The organism is Cohnella sp. SGD-V74 (genome assembly GCF_003001675.1).
GTDB lineage: Bacteria > Bacillota > Bacilli > Paenibacillales > Paenibacillaceae > Cohnella.
The window spans coordinates 134070-149743 of record NZ_PVYW01000013.1 but is presented as its reverse complement, the minus strand read 5'-3'; the positions used below and the strand labels follow the sequence as shown (position 1 = coordinate 149743).

The following is a 15674-nucleotide window of genomic DNA, read 5'->3' as shown; positions in this document are numbered from 1 at the left end:
TAGCTTCCGAGAACAGGGAGGCGTTGCAGGCTATGTTGGGTAAAATTCTGGTCGTCGACGATGAACGGCCGATTGCGGATATTTTGAAGTTTAATTTGGAGAAGGAAGGCTACGAGGTCGTGTGCGCCTTCGACGGAGAAGCGGCGGTTCGGCTGGCGTTCGAGGAGGAGCCGGATCTGATTCTGCTCGACCTGATGCTGCCGATCAAGGACGGCATGGACGTCTGTCGGGAAGTGCGGACGAGACTGTCCACCCCGATCATCATGCTGACGGCCAAGGACAACGAGATCGACAAGGTGCTCGGGCTGGAGCTCGGCGCCGACGATTACGTGACGAAGCCGTTCGGAACGCGGGAGCTGCTCGCCAGGGTGAAAGCCCACTTGCGCCGGCAGCGCAAGGTGGAGACGCCCCGGTCGGACGAAGAAGCGCAGCAGGAAGCCGAGCGTCAGGGCATCCGGCTGTTCAATTTGTTTATCGATACGGATATGTATGTGGTCTATAAGAACAATCAGCCTCTCGATCTGACCCATCGGGAATTCGAGCTCGTTCATTACTTGGCGAAAAACAGCGGCAAGGTCATGACGCGCGAGCATCTGCTTCAGGCAGTGTGGGGCTTCGAATATTTCGGCGATGTGCGCACGGTGGACGTGACGATTCGCCGTCTTCGGGAGAAGCTCGAGGACGATCCGAGCCGCCCGGAGATCATTCTGACCCGGCGCGGGCTGGGCTACTTGGTGCGTAATCCGAAGATGGCGGGCGGTTATTACGGATGAGAGGCGTTCGCTTTTTCCGCAGCATTCAGATTAAGCTGATTATGATGGTGCTGCTGCTCATTCTGATCGCGGTTCAACTGATCGGGGTGTACTTCATCAGCACGATGAAAACTTCGCTGATCAACTCGTTCTCCAGCAACCTGAACGATCAGGCGAATTTGCTGACGACGATGCTCTCCTCTTCGAATTCGAACAACGAAGCGAGCCTGCAGGCGGGAGCGGAGGGGACGCTGAGCGATCTGGTCAGCAACTTCTTCACCAACAGCGGGGCCGAGGTGCAGGTGCTGGACGCCGGAGGCAAAGTGCTGGCCACCTCCAACAACACTCAATCCTATATCGGGAGAAAAAATACATCCCTGCTTGTCAGCCGGGCGCTTCAGGGCGTCCGGGACAACGAGGAAGAGATCATCGACGAGAACAACGTCCGCAACAAGGTCATCGCCAAGCCGATTTTCAGCGGCGATAAAATCGTCGGAGCGGTCTACATCGTCGCTTCGATGAACGACCTGTACCAGACGATGGAAAATATCAACCGAATCTTCGTCTCGGCGACGCTGATCGCGCTCGGATTGACGGCGGTGCTGGGCGTGCTGCTGGCTGGAACGATTACGTCGCCGATCAAGGCGCTGACCCGCCAAGCGGGGGCGGTGGCGGAAGGGCGATTCAACGAGCGGGTGCCGGTGTTCGGGAGAGACGAGATCGGCCAGCTCAGCGTCGCCTTTAACGAGATGACCGACCGGCTGAGCGACGCGCTGGCGGTAAACGAAGAAGAGAAGGAGAAGCTGGCGTCGATTCTCTCCAACATGAGCGACGGCGTGCTTGCCACCGATGAAGTCGGCAGCGTCATCGTCACCAACCGCCGGGCGCGGGCGATGCTCGGTCTGCGGGAGCCGCGGGACGGGATTACGCTGTCCGAGGCGCTCGGCATCGCGAAAGAACCGATCGCGGAGACGCTGCAGGGACGGGAATCGTCCATGCTGCTGCACCGCGAGACGGACGATGGCACGGAGGACCAGATCTACCGGGTGACGCTGACGCCGATCCGGCGGAGAGACAGAGGCGTAGCCGGAGCAATTGCGGTGCTCCAGGACGTCACCGAGGCGGAGAAGCTCGAGCAGTCGCGGCGGGAGTTCGTCGCGAACGTCTCCCACGAGCTGAGAACGCCGCTGACGACGATCAAGAGCTACGCGGAAGCGCTGGACGACGGGGCTCTGGACGAGCCGCCGCTGGCTGATCGGTTCGTCGGCGTCATTCGCAGCGAGACGGAGCGGATGATCCGGCTCGTTACCGACCTGCTCCATCTGTCCCGGTTCGATTCCCGCCGCAACCAGCTGCTGCGCCAGCACGTCGATCTGCTCGAGATGCTCGAGGAGGTCGTCGACCGGTTCTCTTTCCAACTCCGTCAGAAAGCCATCACCGTATCGGTGAAGGTCGAGGAGACGCGCAAGGTCGCTCTGTTGGATCGAGACGGCATCGACCAAGTGTTGGACAATCTCGTCTCCAATGCGATCAAATATACGTTGGACGGCGGCTCGATCGATATTACGGCCAGAACGAACGAATCGGGACAGCTGGCCATCGCGATCAAGGATACCGGGATCGGCATTCCGAAGAAGGATCTTCCTCGCATCTTCGAGAGGTTCTACCGTGTCGACAAGGCGCGTTCGCGAAATATGGGCGGCACGGGACTGGGGCTGTCGATTGCCCGGGAAATCGTGCGTGCGCACGGCGGCTCAATGACGATCGACTCCGAGATGAACGTCGGTACCGTCGTGACCGTGCTGCTGCCGATCGTGCCGGAAGGAAGTGAGAGCGCATGATCGAGAAGGGCAAATCCGTATTGCTGTTTCTGCTCGTCGTCATGAGCCTGTACCAGAGCTATTTGTTGGCCTACAGCAAGCCCTTCATGGAGGCGAAGGTGAAGACCGAGCTGAACTATGTGAAGACCGAGCCTCTCGGCACGGAGCTGGAGGTCAGAGACCTGATCTTCCCCGAACAGCTTGTCGTTCATCTGGGAGAAGACAGGCACACGGTGTTCTACCCGAGCACCGTTCCGTATTACAATCTGATTTTGGAGAAGCTGCGCAGCCGTGAGTTCAAGAGCTTGCAGCGGGACTCGGTGAACGCGGTCGATTGGGATCAGATTGCCCGGGAAAATCAGGGCGTCGAGCTGCGTTTCGGTCGTGCGATTCCGTTTGAATTGCTGCAGCGGGTGTTCCGGATCGACGGAGATTTCCTGTTCTCCCGGGATTCGATCGACCGGATCTGGGTTTACACGAGCAAGCTAAGAGACGAAGTAAGGACGTATTTCTTCAGCTCGGACGGTCGCAACGTGTACGAAGCGCAGAAGGCGGATTTGACCGTGGGCGACGTCGAAGGCTATGTCGGTTTCGGGCAGTACTGGGACCCCTACGTCATCTATGGTGAAGAGATATACATTCCGGAGAAGCCGATTTCCCGAATGCTGGCCATGGATGTGCCATACGATCGCTATACCGCGGAGCAGATGCAGGACAATCTGTTCTTCGACGCCAGCAGCGTGCGGGCGATCCCGAGCGGTACGTTCTACAACGATGCCAAACGGGCGATGAAGATCGAGCAGGGCGGCACCTGGCTGTCCTACACGGACCCGGTCGCTCCGACCGAAGGCGCCGACGAGCTCGTCGAGAACGTGATCGCCGCGGTCGGCTTCGTGAACCAGCACGGCGGCTGGAACTCCAAGCACGCGCTGGTTCAGGGGACCGACCCGGTCAAAGACAACGCAAATATCCGGTTTCAGCAATATTATCGGGACGTTCCTGTCGTATCGGGACCGGCGATGAATTTCGGCTATATGCAGATGACGCTGCAGCGGGGGCAGGTCACCTCTTACGCCCGTTCGCTGGTTCTGCTCGATCAGGAAGTGTCTAATAAGAAGATCAGGACGCTGCCCGCCGGCAGCGAGCTGCGCTCGATCCTGAAGAGCAGGGAGTCCGTGGGAGGGAAGATCGAGGCGGTATTCCCGGCCTTCCGCCCGGAAATGTTGGAGGACAAAGTCGTCCTCGTCCCGGTATGGGCCGTTCGATTGGCCGGCGGAGAAGTGGCGATCGCGGCAGATTCGACTGCGGCCGCAGCGACGAAGGACAAATAAACCAGGACAAGGCGAGGAAGGAGGACAGGGATGGACTGGAGACGGGCTAAGAGCGTGTTGATCGTATCTTTTCTGCTGCTCAATATCTTACTGGGTTATCAGCTGTGGATCGAATGGCGCGAGAGGCTGAACACGACGGTCAACTGGACGTCCCTTCCTCCGGAGACGATTCAGTTCATGCGGGAAAACAACATTCAAGTGGACGATAACGCCAAAATCCCGACCGAGACCCCGAACATGCGCGAGATCAGCTATACGTTCAAGCAGCGAGCGGAGCACGGTATTTCGAAGCGGAAGGAGATCGTATCCCCTCCGGAGACGCGCATCGTATTCGGCGAAGAGCTGTTTAAGGTATTGGGCGGAGTCATTCCGGAACTCGACAAGTACGCGCTCGACCAGCCCGGGAGCCGGGAGGGCTCCTACTTCGTCTTCAACCGGATGGAGGGCGGCTGGCCGATGTTCGATATCCACCTTACTTTGTTCTACAGCGAACAGAGAATACGCGCGTATACGCAGGACTTGATCGAGATCAAGCCGCTTGCCGGAGCCAAGGATCAGCAGGTGCTTCCGGCCGCCAAGGCTCTGGCCAAGGTGATCGAGAGAAATCTGCCGTCGGGATCGGTGATCAAGGAAGTTCGGCTCGGCTATCACGGGGAAATCTTCGATGAGTTGGAAGAGCAAGTTTCGACGCCGTCTTGGAGGGTTTTGCTGGAAAATGGCGAAGAAGTGTATTATGTGAACGCGATCAGCGCCGAAGTTACGGTGGAGAAAAGCGACGCGCCGGCCAATCCGTAGACGAACGAACCGAGGAGAAACGGCGTCAAGCCGGGGAGAGGAACAGAAAGCGATTATGGGACTTCGATTCACGGTGCTAGCCAGCGGGTCGACAGGTAATGCGACCGTCGTGTCCTCGGATGCGGCGAGCGTGTTGGTCGATGTCGGACTTAGCGGCAAGAAAATAGAAGAGTTGATGAGAGAAAGAGAGTTTTCCGGCCAGGAGCTCGACGCGATCTTCGTGACGCACGAGCATTCCGACCATATCCGGGGCTTGGGGGCTTTCGCGCGCAAGCATAAGCTTCCGATCTACGCCAATGAGAAAACCTGGGGAGCGATGAAGAAGTCGGTGGGCGACATTCCCGAAGAGAACCGGAGAGTTCTCCCGACCGACAGCGTCATGGAGATCGCCGATTTGCGGATCGAATCCTACGCCATCTCCCACGATGCGGCCGAGCCGGTCGGATACTGCTTCCAGGCCGGTGGAGCGAAGCTGAGCCTGGCGACGGATCTTGGCTATGTGAGCGACAAGGTGATGAGGCAGCTGCAGGATTCGGACGTTATGGTGCTCGAATCGAACCATGACGTCAACATGCTCCGCATGGGCCGATATCCGTGGAATACGAAACGGCGCATTCTCGGAGACATGGGCCACCTCTCCAACGAGGCGGCCGGCGAGGCGCTGTGCAGTCTATTGACCGGGAGGCTGAAGAGGGTCTATCTGGCGCATCTCAGCCAGGAGCACAACTTGATGGATTTAGCCAAACTGACCGTGAATACAGTATTAGAGAACAACGGATTTTTCTATCATAAGCATGAATTCGCGCTTTGCGATACATACTACGACCGCCCTACGCCATGGGATATCGTAGGATGAGCGCAGAATTATAATAGAAGCTGCCGGTTCAGCTCGGCCTCCATCTCGGAAGCCTTCTGCCGAATCTCCTCCGGCGTCAGAATGCCTTTGTCGACCAGAAGCTCAATCAGCGTGCTGAGAGCAAGAAGTTGCTTGTAGTTGTCGTGTTTCATCTCGGACACTTGCGAGGCAAGATCGAGGAAACGCCAGCCGAATTCCGCAGTTTTCATTGGATATCCTTCCTTTCTTTACATGTGAAAGATGAGGGGAAATCACTTGCTTGTCCTCATGGATTCTATTACTATTCTAGTCAAAACCTTAAGAAACATTCCTATTAAATTGGGTTTTGCATGATTAGATCGGCCGCGATTAGCTAGAATAGATAAGAGAAAGTTTGCAGCGGAGAGAGGGAGCGGACAGCTTCCCGAGAGAAGGACGGTGCATGGCCATGAGTTTGTTCAATGATGATTTCTATTCTACGCGAGTCAGGCGGCGCTCGCGGTATTGGCCGCGCTCCGGTTCGAGACCGGGAAGATTCCGTCCCGGATCGACGCTAAGGATCGCCTTAATCTCTTCGCTGACCAGCTCCGTCTTCGTAGCTGCGCTGTTCCTGGCATTCGGAAGCGGCAGAGGGAGCCCCGGGTCGGAAGCAAGGCCGGCGATCGTGGATGGGCAGTCGTACGTCGAAACGTCGGAGAGGATTATTTCCGCTTCCGAGAAAGTGAGGCCGGCCGTCGTCAGCATCATCAACTTGACGACCCAGGCGCTGGAGCTTCAGGAGGCCGGGGATTTCGAAGAAGGCGAGCTGCCGTACAATACGAGCATGGGCTCGGGCGTTATTTTCCAGAAGAAGAACGACAAAGCCTACATCATTACGAATGCGCATGTCATACAAGACGCGGGCGAAATTCAGGCCTTAATGGTTAACGGAGACCGGAAAAAAGCGAAGATCGTCGGGAAGGACATCATTACCGATCTGGCGGTGCTGGAAGTGAGCGCGGACGGGGTAGATTCGGTCGTGGAGCTGGGTCATTCGGATAAGCTTCGGGTCGGGGAGATGGTCATCGCGATCGGCAATCCGCTCGGCTTCGGAGATTCCCTCACGCAGGGGATCGTCTCTTCGACGAAACGGATCATTCCGGTGTCGATCAACCAGGACGGCAATTACGATTGGGAGCAGGAAGTCATCCAGACGGACGCTGCGATTAATCAAGGCAACAGCGGCGGAGCTCTGGTCGACTTGAACGGCAGGCTGGTCGGGATCAACAGCATGAAAGTAGCCGACAGAGGAGTCGAAGGCATCGGCTTCGCGATTCCGATCGATCAGGCTCTTCCCGTGCTGAACGCTCTGATGGATAAAGGCAAAGTGTCGCGACCTTACATGGGCGTATACACGATGAATCTGGGCCTGTATTTGGACGGTCTGGAGATGAGAGGCTTGGACGATCCGGAAGAGGAAGAATGGCCGGAGGATGCCGATGAATCGGACGGAGAGGCGCTCGAGCCTGCCGAACCGGTCGTCCCGGACGGAGTGAGCAAGGGCGTGATCGTACTGGAGTCCGTAGGTCCGTCGCTTGACGCGGGGCTGAAGTTCAACGATATTATCGTGGCGCTGGACGGCACGGCGATCGGAAGCACGCTGGATCTTCGCAAATACTTGTATAACTCGAAGAAAATCGGGGAATCGATGAAAGTAACCTATTATCGGGATGGCAAGAAGCAGACGCTGGACGTGAAGCTTGCGGAGAAAGCGAATGAGCAAGAATAGCGCCGACGGGAATACGAAGCAGATGTTGCAGACTGGAAGGGATTAACGGAATGTATTGCGTATGCCGCGAGCATGTGGAATTGGCGATCGATAAATTCGTGGATGAATACGAGGACGCGCCGGATCTGGTGAATTTGCAGACGACGGCGTTCTCGGCCTGGACTCCGCCCCAGCATTGCGAGTGGTGCGGCAATCCGGCGGAAATTTTAATCGTATAGCTCTTGTCCGTCCGACTTTGGTTTTCAGCCGGGTTGGAAGAGACGCTTCTGCTGCTTGTTGGCAGGGGCGTCTTTTTTGATGTATTATACTGCGTGCTTGGTCAGGAGGCGCTTTTGCGCTCGCGCAGCATCCCGTACTCGTTCAACGTGTAGATCGTCGTGCAGGCGCCGAGGATCAGCTTACTGAGCGCTTCTATCTGATTGTGGCTGTTGTTGTTGCGGAAACGATACTCGTAATAGTAGTAAAGCCGGTTCCAGTTGGATACACGTTTACCGTAATACTTGCGAATGAAGGAGCGGGCTTTCCTATACATCATCAGCATGGCTCGCCTTACGATCGGCTGCTGCTGGGCCGAGCGCTTCTCGCGCACCCAGAAATCGAGCATCGGCGTACCCTCCGACTTGTGCATGGCAAGCCGAACCTTGCGCAGCAATCTGTCGGCCGTGCGCTGTTGGATTTGCAGCGTCCGGGCAAGCTTGCGCGCAGAGCAGCGCTGACCCGAAGCGACCCAATAGAGGGTGACCATCCAGTAGCGCAGGGGCAGCTTTGTGCGATGCATCAGCGTATTGGACGTAATGGAGGTTTGCGTCTTGCAGTTGGCGCATTCGTACACATTCCGCGTTTTGATCAAGCAGTACCGCATTTCTCCGCACTTGGTACAAATAAAACCGCGCGGCCAACGAGCGGCGAATAAATAGTCCCGACAGGACTGCTCGTTCGGAAACAATGCCATAAACTTGCGAATGGACGCCATCAAATCTCTCCTCCGCCACAAGGATCAAACATTTGTTCTTATTTTCATCATACCAAACATTCGTTCTCATTTCAACTCAAATTTGCGAATAAATAGGAATTTTCACAATTTTTCTATCGGCGTGACGTCTTTGTATCTCAAAATCGGCTTACCTGAGTGAATGGCAGATAGGAGGGCGCTCGGTGCTTCGCTTCATGACGGCGGTCGGTCGACCACATGATCGGAGGGGGGATGGAGATTATCGTGGACTGGCTGCAGGCACCAAAGCATCATAGATTTCGAGGAGTGGCGATAGGCACGAATGAAGCGAAGATTCGTAGAACAGCTATAGGCACGAATAAGGCGAAGACCCCGTGAGGCGGATTTAGAGGTATGAATGGGTGGAAATTGTAGGCTGGTTACAGGCACTGTTGCATCATAGACTTCGTGTCGGTGATAAGCATGAATGGGGAGTAGGACAGACCTGAAAAGGGTTCAAAGCGGGTGAAGTGCGGCAGCAATAGGTATCTGCAGATGACTCAGGCAGGCTGAAAGTGAGATATGCAGACGGATAAAACCAGTAAAAATATGGAAGAAAATAATGGGGGGAGGGGCTGGAGAAAAAAGAAAAGAGCGGGAACGGTAATTCAAATGGGGATGCGCCGACGATTGAGACAAGACACAAACAGTATTGATAATCGTTCTCAATATGATAAACTGATCACGAAATCGTATTAGCGAAACAACCGTCTGCGGGAGGTACGAAAATGAATTTGCACAGTCATGTAATGGCGTGGAATTATGCGGCTCTCCAGTTAAATAGCGTCGGGAAGTTTGTTGTGCGACCGAGGGAAAAAGTGAGCGGGTATCGGCTGCCCGCGGGGGCGTTTCTATACGTTTCTTGCGGCAGGGCGAAGGTAAGGATCGACGACACGGAGTTTGAAGCGGACAGAGATTTCGTCTGTCATGCCGGCCGGGACTCCATTCTTCATATCGCGCAGGCCTCGCAGATTTTCGAATATTATCTGATCGGATATCAGGCGATCGACGCCGATCCGTGCAGCGGTCAACCGTCTCCGCTGCGCTGGCCCGGAGATCCGTTCAAGGAGCAGTATGGATTTATGCCGCGCACCGCGATACCGCTGCGCCAGAAAGTCGAGCAGATGCACAGGCAATGGCAGCGAGCGGGGACGCTGGAGCAGTTTCACGCCAAAGCGCTGTTTCATCAATTCGTATACGAGGTGCTTGGGGAGCTGTTGGAGGCGGGAAGGGCGGCGGAGACGACGGACCTCGTAAACCTGGCCGTTCGGCATATCGGCGCCCACTACGCCGAGCCGCTGACGCTGGAGTCTCTCGCCTCGACGCTGAACTGTACGGGCAGGCAGCTGCAGCGGCTGTTCAAGGCCAAGCTGCTGATCGGACCGATCGAATACTTGATTCAGCTTCGAATGGATAAAGCGAAGGCGCTGCTCCGACAGACGGACGTCCCGCTTAAGCAGATCGCGGAGGCGGTAGGCTACGAGGACGGCTACCACTTCAGCCGTATGTTCAAGAAGCACGCGGGCGTATCTCCCGGCCTGTACAGAGAGCAGGACCGATCTGCGGCGGGGGAGCGTCGTCGCCATTTCCCATCCCGGCCGTCGCGAAACGCCATTGCCGCCCCGGAGCCGCAGGGCTATAGTAATTTTGGAAGCAGCTTAGGCAAGCATCGGGTGATTCCGCACTTAAGAGGAGAATTGGTTCTGACGCGCAAGCCGATAAGAATCGCCGTTCTCGACTATCAATATATCGACCATCTGGCGGCGCTTGGCGAGGTTCCTGTCGGCAGCGTCATCGGCACGAGCGATAACTCGGCTTTTCCCGCCTATCTGGCGGATCGGCTGAGCGACGTTAAAGTGCTCGGCACGAAGGAGATGCCCGATCTCGAAGCGATTATCGCATCCAAGCCGGACTTGATCATCTGCACGAGGTTCCAGGAGGAGCTGTACGACAGGCTGTCCATGATCGCGCCGACGCTCATGTTCGATCGGAACGAGGATTGGCGCTTCACGCTGCTGAAGATCGGCAGAATCGTCGGCAAGACGAGAGAGGCGAGACGGCTGATCGACCGGTACCGGAAAAAGCTCGAGAAGCTGCAAGCGGCGCTGGCCAGCCATTTGGCAGGCAAGACCGTCGCTCTGGTGCGGCCGCGCGACCGAATCATTCGCTTGCACACGACGGCGCACCGCACGGCGGAGCTGCTGTATCGAGACTTGGGCTTGGCCGCGCCGGGAATGACCGTCGGAGCGGGGAATACGAGCCTCCCGATCTCGCTGGAGACACTGCCGAATTTGCATGCGGACCATCTGTTCGTGCTTGAGGACGATTCGAATCTGCAGTTGGCGGAAGAATTTCGAAGCACGCCGATCTGGCGGGAGCTGGAGGCGGTGCGGGGGAATCGGGTATACACCGCGAATACGACGCTGTGGGTCGGCTACTACGGACCGATCGCCATTGGCCGGGTTCTGGACGAAGTCGCCAAGGCATTGCTCAGACCGGCGACATAATTGAATACGAAGACAACAGGAAGGGGGCGACAACGGATAACGACGACGCCTCCTTTTTTTGTATGAACCGACGGATGCGAGGGGGAGAGCATGGGAGAAGCCAAAGTAAGGTTGATCATCGATTCCGCTCCGCGGGACGGCTCGAATCTGGGGAAGCTGATCGAATTGCACCGCATGGTGGTGGAACAGACGATGCGTCTCAACATCAACGAGTACGTCAGAATCACTTGGGAGCTGGACGGAGCGGAGAGCCGGGAAGCGCCGCCGGGAGAGGCGACGGGATGGCTGCGAAATCAGGGCGGAGCGGGAGATTTGCAGCGGAATCAGAGCAACCCGATGAGCGCGCTTAGCGGCCGACAGAGGCAGATTGCGGACATGTTGTGCGCGCACTATTCGATCAAGAGGATTTCAAGCGAGCTGTTCGTCAGCGTCAACACGGTCAAGAAGCATATTCAGAACATGAAGAGGGCGTTGAAGGTCGAGTCGTCCGGGGCCGATTTTATTTATTTGCTAAATCGATTGATGCAAGGGGGAACGTTGACGGAAACAGAGCTTACTCCAAATGAATAGTCCATATTATCCGATCGGAGAATTTACGGAACCTGTCCGCGTTGCTAATCTATATTTAGGCATATTGATAATGATTATCATTATCAAAATAAAAGGGCGATTTCCGGAGACGACGGGGAAGCCCCGGATAATCGCGAACATGCCTGAGGAGGATGGGAGAACGTGAAAGGATCCGTAACAGAGAAGTCGAGGAACGATCGCTATCTCGAAAGTCAGGCCGCACGGGAATCCAACGCCAGATCTTACCCCAGGAGAATTCCGATCGCCATTCAGGAAGCGGAGGGAGTTTACGTTAAAGACATGGACGGCAGGACGTATTACGACTGTCTTGCCGGAGCCGGGACGCTGGCGCTCGGCCACAACCATCCCGTCGTCCTGGAAGCGGTCCGGGAGATGCTCGACCAGAAGCGGCCGATGCATACGCTGGACTTGACGACCCCGGTCAAGGAGGCCTTCGTGGACGAACTGTTCGCGAGCCTGCCGGAGGAGTTCGCCAAGGATGCGCGCATTCAGTTTTGCGGACCGACGGGAGGGGATGCCGTCGAGGCGGCGATCAAGCTCGTCAAGACGGCGACCGGCCGTCGCAGCATTCTCTCTTTTCAAGGAGGGTATCACGGCTCTACGCACGCGGCGATGAGTTTGAGCGGAACGCTCGGACAGAAGGGGAACGTGCAGGGACTTATTCCCGACGTTCATTTTCTTCCGTACCCGTATTCCTACCGCTGTCCGTTCGGTGTCGGCGGAGAGGAGACGCACCGGATTTCCAGCCGATACGTCGAGCAGCTGTTGAGAGATCCCGAGAGCGGCATCGTGCCGCCTTGCGGAATGATTTTCGAAGCGGTGCAGGGTGAGGGAGGATCGATCCCCGCGCCGGTGGAGTGGATTCGCGAGATGCGGCGGATTACGCAGGAACGGGACATTCCGCTGCTTATCGACGAAGTGCAGACCGGGTTCGGCCGTACCGGCAAAATGTTCGCTTTCGAGCATGCCGGAATCATCCCGGACGTGCTGATTCTGTCCAAGGCGATCGGCGGAAGCCTGCCGCTGTCGGTCGTTGTCTATCGCAGCAAGTTCGACGTCTGGAAGCCGGCGGCGCACATCGGGACGTTCCGCGGCAACCAGTTGGCCATGGCGGCGGGACTGGCGACGCTGCGCTACATTAAGGCGAACGATCTTCCGGGTCATGCGGAGCGAGTGGGCGCTCGTCTGAGAGAGCGCCTGGAGGAGCTGCAAAGCCGCGTCGTCCAGATCGGCGACGTGCGCGGCCGGGGCCTGATGCTCGGCGTAGAGATCGTCGATGCCGGGAAAGAAGCGGATCGGCTGGGGCACAGCCCGGCGAATCCGCAACTGGCCAGCCGCATTCAGCGGGAATGTTTGCGGCGGGGACTTATTCTGGAGGTCGGCGGTCGCCATTCCGCCGTTATGCGTTTTCTGCCTCCGCTGATTGTAACGGAGACGGACATCGACGAGATCGCCCGCATTTTCGGCGAGGCCGTACACGCGGCCTGCGCGGCGGAGTGAACGGGGGAGGAGGCGGGGACTATGCTGCAGACGGAACAAAGGAAGCTGTCGGGAAAGGGGCCGCAGGCGGAACAAAGGAAGCTGCCGGAGAAGGGGCCGCAGACGGAACAAAGGAAGCTGTCCGGAAAAGAGCCGCATACGAGACAGAGAAAGCTGTCGGGGAAGGTGCTGCTGGCGGAACAGAGAGCCTCTGTAAGCGCGAGCGATCTGGCGCAGCGCGCGACCGTGAGGGCGCTGCTGAATTGCTATTTCCGAGAGAACGGAATCGCCGACCCCAGGACGAAAGATTCGGAAAAAATGGGGCTGTCGGAGCCGGGAGATACGTTCGCGGTTTCTCTGGACTTGGACGGCGGGGCAACGACGGTCGAAGGGACGCTCGTATACGTCTCCCGAATTGGGCAGCACGATTATGGAGCCGTATTCGAGGAGATACGGCAGGACGGCTCGCGCCGCGAGCTAGGCTGCGAGAGGCTGATCGCGCTGCTGCTTGAGGACGCAAGCCGGACCGTCCCGCTGGAGCGGCGGGCGGCCAATCTTGCCGCGGTCAGGGAACGCGCCGAGAGCAGCTTGCGGAACATGGGCCGCTACATCGATCGGGCAAGACAGCGGGAGGGCGCGGCGGATGCGCCGCTCGACTTTATCCGGTCGGAGCAATCGCTTCTGTATGGACATCCGTTTCATCCTTATCCGAAAAGCTCGGAGGGCTTCGCCGAGGACGAGCTTGAGCGGTACAGCCCCGAGCTGGGGGCATCGTTCCAGCTCGGTTATGCGGCCGTCCACCGGCGCTATGTCAGCGAGGAGTGGGCGGGGGAGGAGAGGCAAGCTCCTCCGGCCGATGCGGATGAGCGGGCCAGGGAGAGACTGGGGGGCAAGGCGGACGAATATGCGCTGCTTCCGATGCATCCGTGGCAGCTTGCCTTTCTCCTGCGGCAGCCGGAACTTCAGGGGCTGATCGGCCGCTCCGAGATCGTCGACTTGGGCCCGGCGGGCCCGCTCGTCTATCCGACCTCGTCGGTAAGGACGGTATGGAGCCCGGGTACGGGAGACGGCTACAAGCTGCCGCTGCACGTGAGGATCACCAATCTCGTGCGGGACAATACGCCAGAGCAGGCGAGGCGAACGCTCGACGCGGCCAAGATCGTGCGGCGGCTTGACGGCGAATCAGCCGGAGAAGGGTTCGCCATACTGGCCGAGATCGGTTGCAGCCAGGTCTCTTTTGGAACGGGGGAGGCTGCGCAGTGGCCCTCATGCTTCACGGTGATTCACAGACCGCTGCGTCTGCCGAGAGAGACGACGTTCGTGCTGGCCTCCTTGTTGGAGCCCTATCCCGGAGAGACCGTGCCGAAGCTGGTCGGAGCCATCTTGGACGGTTCGGGAGGAACGCTTCCCGATTGGTCCGAGTGGCTGGAACGCTATCTGAGCCTGTCTCTGCTGCCGCTGCTTCGTCTTGCGGCGGAGCAGGGCGTCGGCTTCGAGGCTCATCTGCAAAACTCGCTGCTGACCTTGAAGAACGGCTGGCCCGACCGCTTCTACGTTCGCGATCTCGAAGGGGTCAGCGTCGACCGCCGGAAGGCGGCCGAAGCGGGCTGGATCGGGAGCCTGGTGGACGAGAGCAGTCCGGTGCTGTACGAGGAAGCCGTGGTCTGGCATCGCACGAAATACTATTTTATTGTCAATCATCTCGGCTCGCTTATTCATGCGATTGCCGCCTATGCCCGAGAGGATGAGCGGCGCTATTGGGGCATCGTTAACCGCTTGCTCGGCAGAGAGCGGCAGCAATCGTCGGGCAGGCTGAGCGAGCTGATCGACGATTTGCTCGGCGGCGACACTCTTCCGGCCAAAGCCAATCTTAAGAGCTGCATGGCGGGCCGTGGAGAAACGCCGCTATTCGTACCTATTCCAAACCCCATCAAGGGAGACGCGCATACATGATTGAAAAGTCGGCATTCACCCCCGCGGAAGCGGAAGTTCTCTCGCAAAGTTTCGGCATGCTCACCGGCAGTCCGCCGGATTCGTCCGAACGCATTCCATGTCTCGATCTGCTGGACGAGGCTCGATGCGCGGCTTATCTGGACCGGCTGGCGGAGACGCTGCCGTCGCCTTCCCGCCTGATCGCGGCCTCGCAGTTTGCGAAGAGGTACGCTTTCGTCGCGGCGGTTCCAGCGCTGTATGCCATGACGGCGTACGGCAAGGGGGTGGATCTGGCGATCGAAAGCTGTTCACTGGACGCGTCGCCGGCCCGGATCGGGCAAGTCAGGCTGCTGGCGTCGGACGTCTCGGTCACGACTCCGAGGGCGGGGATGCGTGAGCGATGGCGTGAGGAATTAATAGCGAGGCTGTTCGCCGAACATATCGCGAGAATATGGAGAACCGTATCAAAGGCCGCAAACATTCCCCTGCCTATTTTGTGGGAGAACGCGGCGGTCCGGGTGTATTCGCTGTACGAAAAAAGAATTTCCGGCGAGGCCTGCGCCTGTGCCGATTACGATTATTTGATTCGCGGCGCGCCGGGGAAAGCGTTCGGGGAGCGGACGAATCCGCTGGGGCGGTTTTACGGGGGACGGCGGTCGTCCGCGGTAGAGGCATCTCCGAGAGGTTCCACGTCCGCGGCGTCTTCTTCGGGAAAGTCCGCGACCGCGGCTTCCCAGGGAGCGCCCGGGACCGCGCCGTCTTCGGGAGCGCCGGCCATACGCATTCGGAGAACATGCTGCTTCTACTACCAGGCGGCTCCGGATGCGGAATATTGCGACGCTTGTCCGAAAATTCCCCGGTAGCCTCCGGCCT

Annotated in this window: 14 protein-coding genes; 12 read left to right on the top strand and 2 right to left on the bottom strand. The window is 58.0% G+C overall.

Annotated elements, in window-relative coordinates:
* Positions 1 to 32: 32 nt before the first annotated feature.
* Genes yycF through B0G52_RS20055 form a run of 5 tightly spaced genes read left to right on the top strand, consistent with a single transcriptional unit; the run spans position 33 to position 5554 of the window.
* A complete protein-coding gene (gene yycF, locus B0G52_RS20075; protein WP_094047164.1) occupies positions 33 to 773 on the top strand; it encodes a response regulator YycF in 741 nt (246 codons plus the stop codon).
* Positions 770 to 2593 carry a cell wall metabolism sensor histidine kinase WalK gene (walK, locus tag B0G52_RS20070; RefSeq protein WP_094047163.1) on the top strand — a complete coding sequence of 608 codons (1824 nt, stop codon included), beginning with the start codon at positions 770 to 772 and terminating at the stop codon, positions 2591 to 2593. Before yycF ends, walK begins: the two co-directional genes overlap by 4 nt.
* The gene (locus B0G52_RS20065) at positions 2590 to 3903 is read left to right on the top strand and encodes a YycH family regulatory protein (protein WP_094047162.1); all 1314 of its coding nucleotides are present in this window, start codon (positions 2590 to 2592) and stop codon (positions 3901 to 3903) included. The genes walK and B0G52_RS20065 overlap by 4 nt, the downstream gene beginning before the upstream one ends.
* A gap of 30 nt (positions 3904 to 3933) precedes the next feature.
* Positions 3934 to 4698, top strand: coding sequence for a two-component system regulatory protein YycI (gene yycI / locus B0G52_RS20060; RefSeq protein WP_094047161.1), 765 nt, complete (start codon positions 3934 to 3936; stop codon positions 4696 to 4698).
* A 55-nt stretch (positions 4699 to 4753) separates the two neighbouring features.
* Positions 4754 to 5554 carry an MBL fold metallo-hydrolase gene (locus tag B0G52_RS20055; protein WP_094047160.1) on the top strand — a complete coding sequence of 267 codons (801 nt, stop codon included), beginning with the start codon at positions 4754 to 4756 and terminating at the stop codon, positions 5552 to 5554.
* 8 nt (positions 5555 to 5562) lie between these two features.
* On the opposite strand, the gene B0G52_RS20050 is transcribed toward B0G52_RS20055, so the two are convergent.
* The gene (locus B0G52_RS20050; protein ID WP_094047159.1) at positions 5563 to 5763 is read right to left on the bottom strand and encodes a hypothetical protein; all 201 of its coding nucleotides are present in this window, start codon (positions 5761 to 5763) and stop codon (positions 5563 to 5565) included.
* A 212-nt stretch (positions 5764 to 5975) separates the two neighbouring features.
* Between B0G52_RS20050 and B0G52_RS20045 the strand changes: the two genes are divergently transcribed.
* Positions 5976 to 7301: a S1C family serine protease gene (locus tag B0G52_RS20045; protein WP_369827099.1), complete on the top strand. Its 1326-nt coding sequence runs from the start codon at positions 5976 to 5978 to the stop codon at positions 7299 to 7301.
* Between the two features lie 50 nt (positions 7302 to 7351).
* Positions 7352 to 7519 (top strand): CxxH/CxxC protein, encoded by a 168-nt coding sequence (locus tag B0G52_RS20040; protein WP_094047158.1) that lies wholly within the window; start codon positions 7352 to 7354, stop codon positions 7517 to 7519.
* 101 nt (positions 7520 to 7620) lie between these two features.
* Here the strand turns inward: B0G52_RS20040 and B0G52_RS20035 are convergent, their stop codons facing one another.
* Positions 7621 to 8274, bottom strand: a complete 654-nt coding sequence (locus tag B0G52_RS20035; RefSeq protein ID WP_094047157.1) for a transposase — start codon at positions 8272 to 8274, stop codon at positions 7621 to 7623.
* 818 nt (positions 8275 to 9092) lie between these two features.
* Between B0G52_RS20035 and B0G52_RS20030 the strand changes: the two genes are divergently transcribed.
* The 5 genes from B0G52_RS20030 to B0G52_RS20010 all read left to right on the top strand — a co-directional run bounded on the left by B0G52_RS20030 (position 9093) and on the right by B0G52_RS20010 (position 15664).
* Entirely contained in the window at positions 9093 to 10799 is a 1707-nt protein-coding gene (locus B0G52_RS20030; RefSeq protein WP_158223797.1) for an AraC family transcriptional regulator, read from the top strand.
* Between the two features lie 90 nt (positions 10800 to 10889).
* Positions 10890 to 11369: a helix-turn-helix transcriptional regulator gene (locus tag B0G52_RS20025; RefSeq protein WP_094047155.1), complete on the top strand. Its 480-nt coding sequence runs from the start codon at positions 10890 to 10892 to the stop codon at positions 11367 to 11369.
* A gap of 162 nt (positions 11370 to 11531) precedes the next feature.
* Positions 11532 to 12890 (top strand): aspartate aminotransferase family protein, encoded by a 1359-nt coding sequence (locus B0G52_RS20020; RefSeq protein ID WP_094047154.1) that lies wholly within the window; start codon positions 11532 to 11534, stop codon positions 12888 to 12890.
* Between the two features lie 21 nt (positions 12891 to 12911).
* Positions 12912 to 14822 (top strand): IucA/IucC family protein, encoded by a 1911-nt coding sequence (locus tag B0G52_RS20015; RefSeq protein WP_094047153.1) that lies wholly within the window; start codon positions 12912 to 12914, stop codon positions 14820 to 14822.
* Entirely contained in the window at positions 14819 to 15664 is an 846-nt protein-coding gene (locus B0G52_RS20010; RefSeq protein WP_094047248.1) for an IucA/IucC family C-terminal-domain containing protein, read from the top strand. The genes B0G52_RS20015 and B0G52_RS20010 overlap by 4 nt, the downstream gene beginning before the upstream one ends.
* Positions 15665 to 15674: the final 10 nt, after the last annotated feature.

What these genes read in the sequence shown, in the direction of transcription:
- B0G52_RS20010 (WP_094047248.1), top strand. Translation starts at nt 14,819, where the DNA reads ATGATTGAAAAGTCGGCATTCACCCCCGCGGAAGCGGAAGTTCTCTCG.
- B0G52_RS20025 (WP_094047155.1), top strand. Translation starts at nt 10,890, where the DNA reads ATGGGAGAAGCCAAAGTAAGGTTGATCATCGATTCCGCTCCGCGGGAC.
- B0G52_RS20040 (WP_094047158.1), top strand. Translation starts at nt 7,352, where the DNA reads ATGTATTGCGTATGCCGCGAGCATGTGGAATTGGCGATCGATAAATTC.
- B0G52_RS20050 (WP_094047159.1), bottom strand. Translation starts at nt 5,763, where the DNA reads ATGAAAACTGCGGAATTCGGCTGGCGTTTCCTCGATCTTGCCTCGCAA.
- B0G52_RS20045 (WP_369827099.1), top strand. Translation starts at nt 5,976, where the DNA reads ATGGCCATGAGTTTGTTCAATGATGATTTCTATTCTACGCGAGTCAGG.
- yycF (WP_094047164.1), top strand. Translation starts at nt 33, where the DNA reads ATGTTGGGTAAAATTCTGGTCGTCGACGATGAACGGCCGATTGCGGAT.
- yycI (WP_094047161.1), top strand. Translation starts at nt 3,934, where the DNA reads ATGGACTGGAGACGGGCTAAGAGCGTGTTGATCGTATCTTTTCTGCTG.
- walK (WP_094047163.1), top strand. Translation starts at nt 770, where the DNA reads ATGAGAGGCGTTCGCTTTTTCCGCAGCATTCAGATTAAGCTGATTATG.
- B0G52_RS20015 (WP_094047153.1), top strand. Translation starts at nt 12,912, where the DNA reads ATGCTGCAGACGGAACAAAGGAAGCTGTCGGGAAAGGGGCCGCAGGCG.
- B0G52_RS20055 (WP_094047160.1), top strand. Translation starts at nt 4,754, where the DNA reads ATGGGACTTCGATTCACGGTGCTAGCCAGCGGGTCGACAGGTAATGCG.
- B0G52_RS20065 (WP_094047162.1), top strand. Translation starts at nt 2,590, where the DNA reads ATGATCGAGAAGGGCAAATCCGTATTGCTGTTTCTGCTCGTCGTCATG.
- B0G52_RS20035 (WP_094047157.1), bottom strand. Translation starts at nt 8,274, where the DNA reads ATGGCGTCCATTCGCAAGTTTATGGCATTGTTTCCGAACGAGCAGTCC.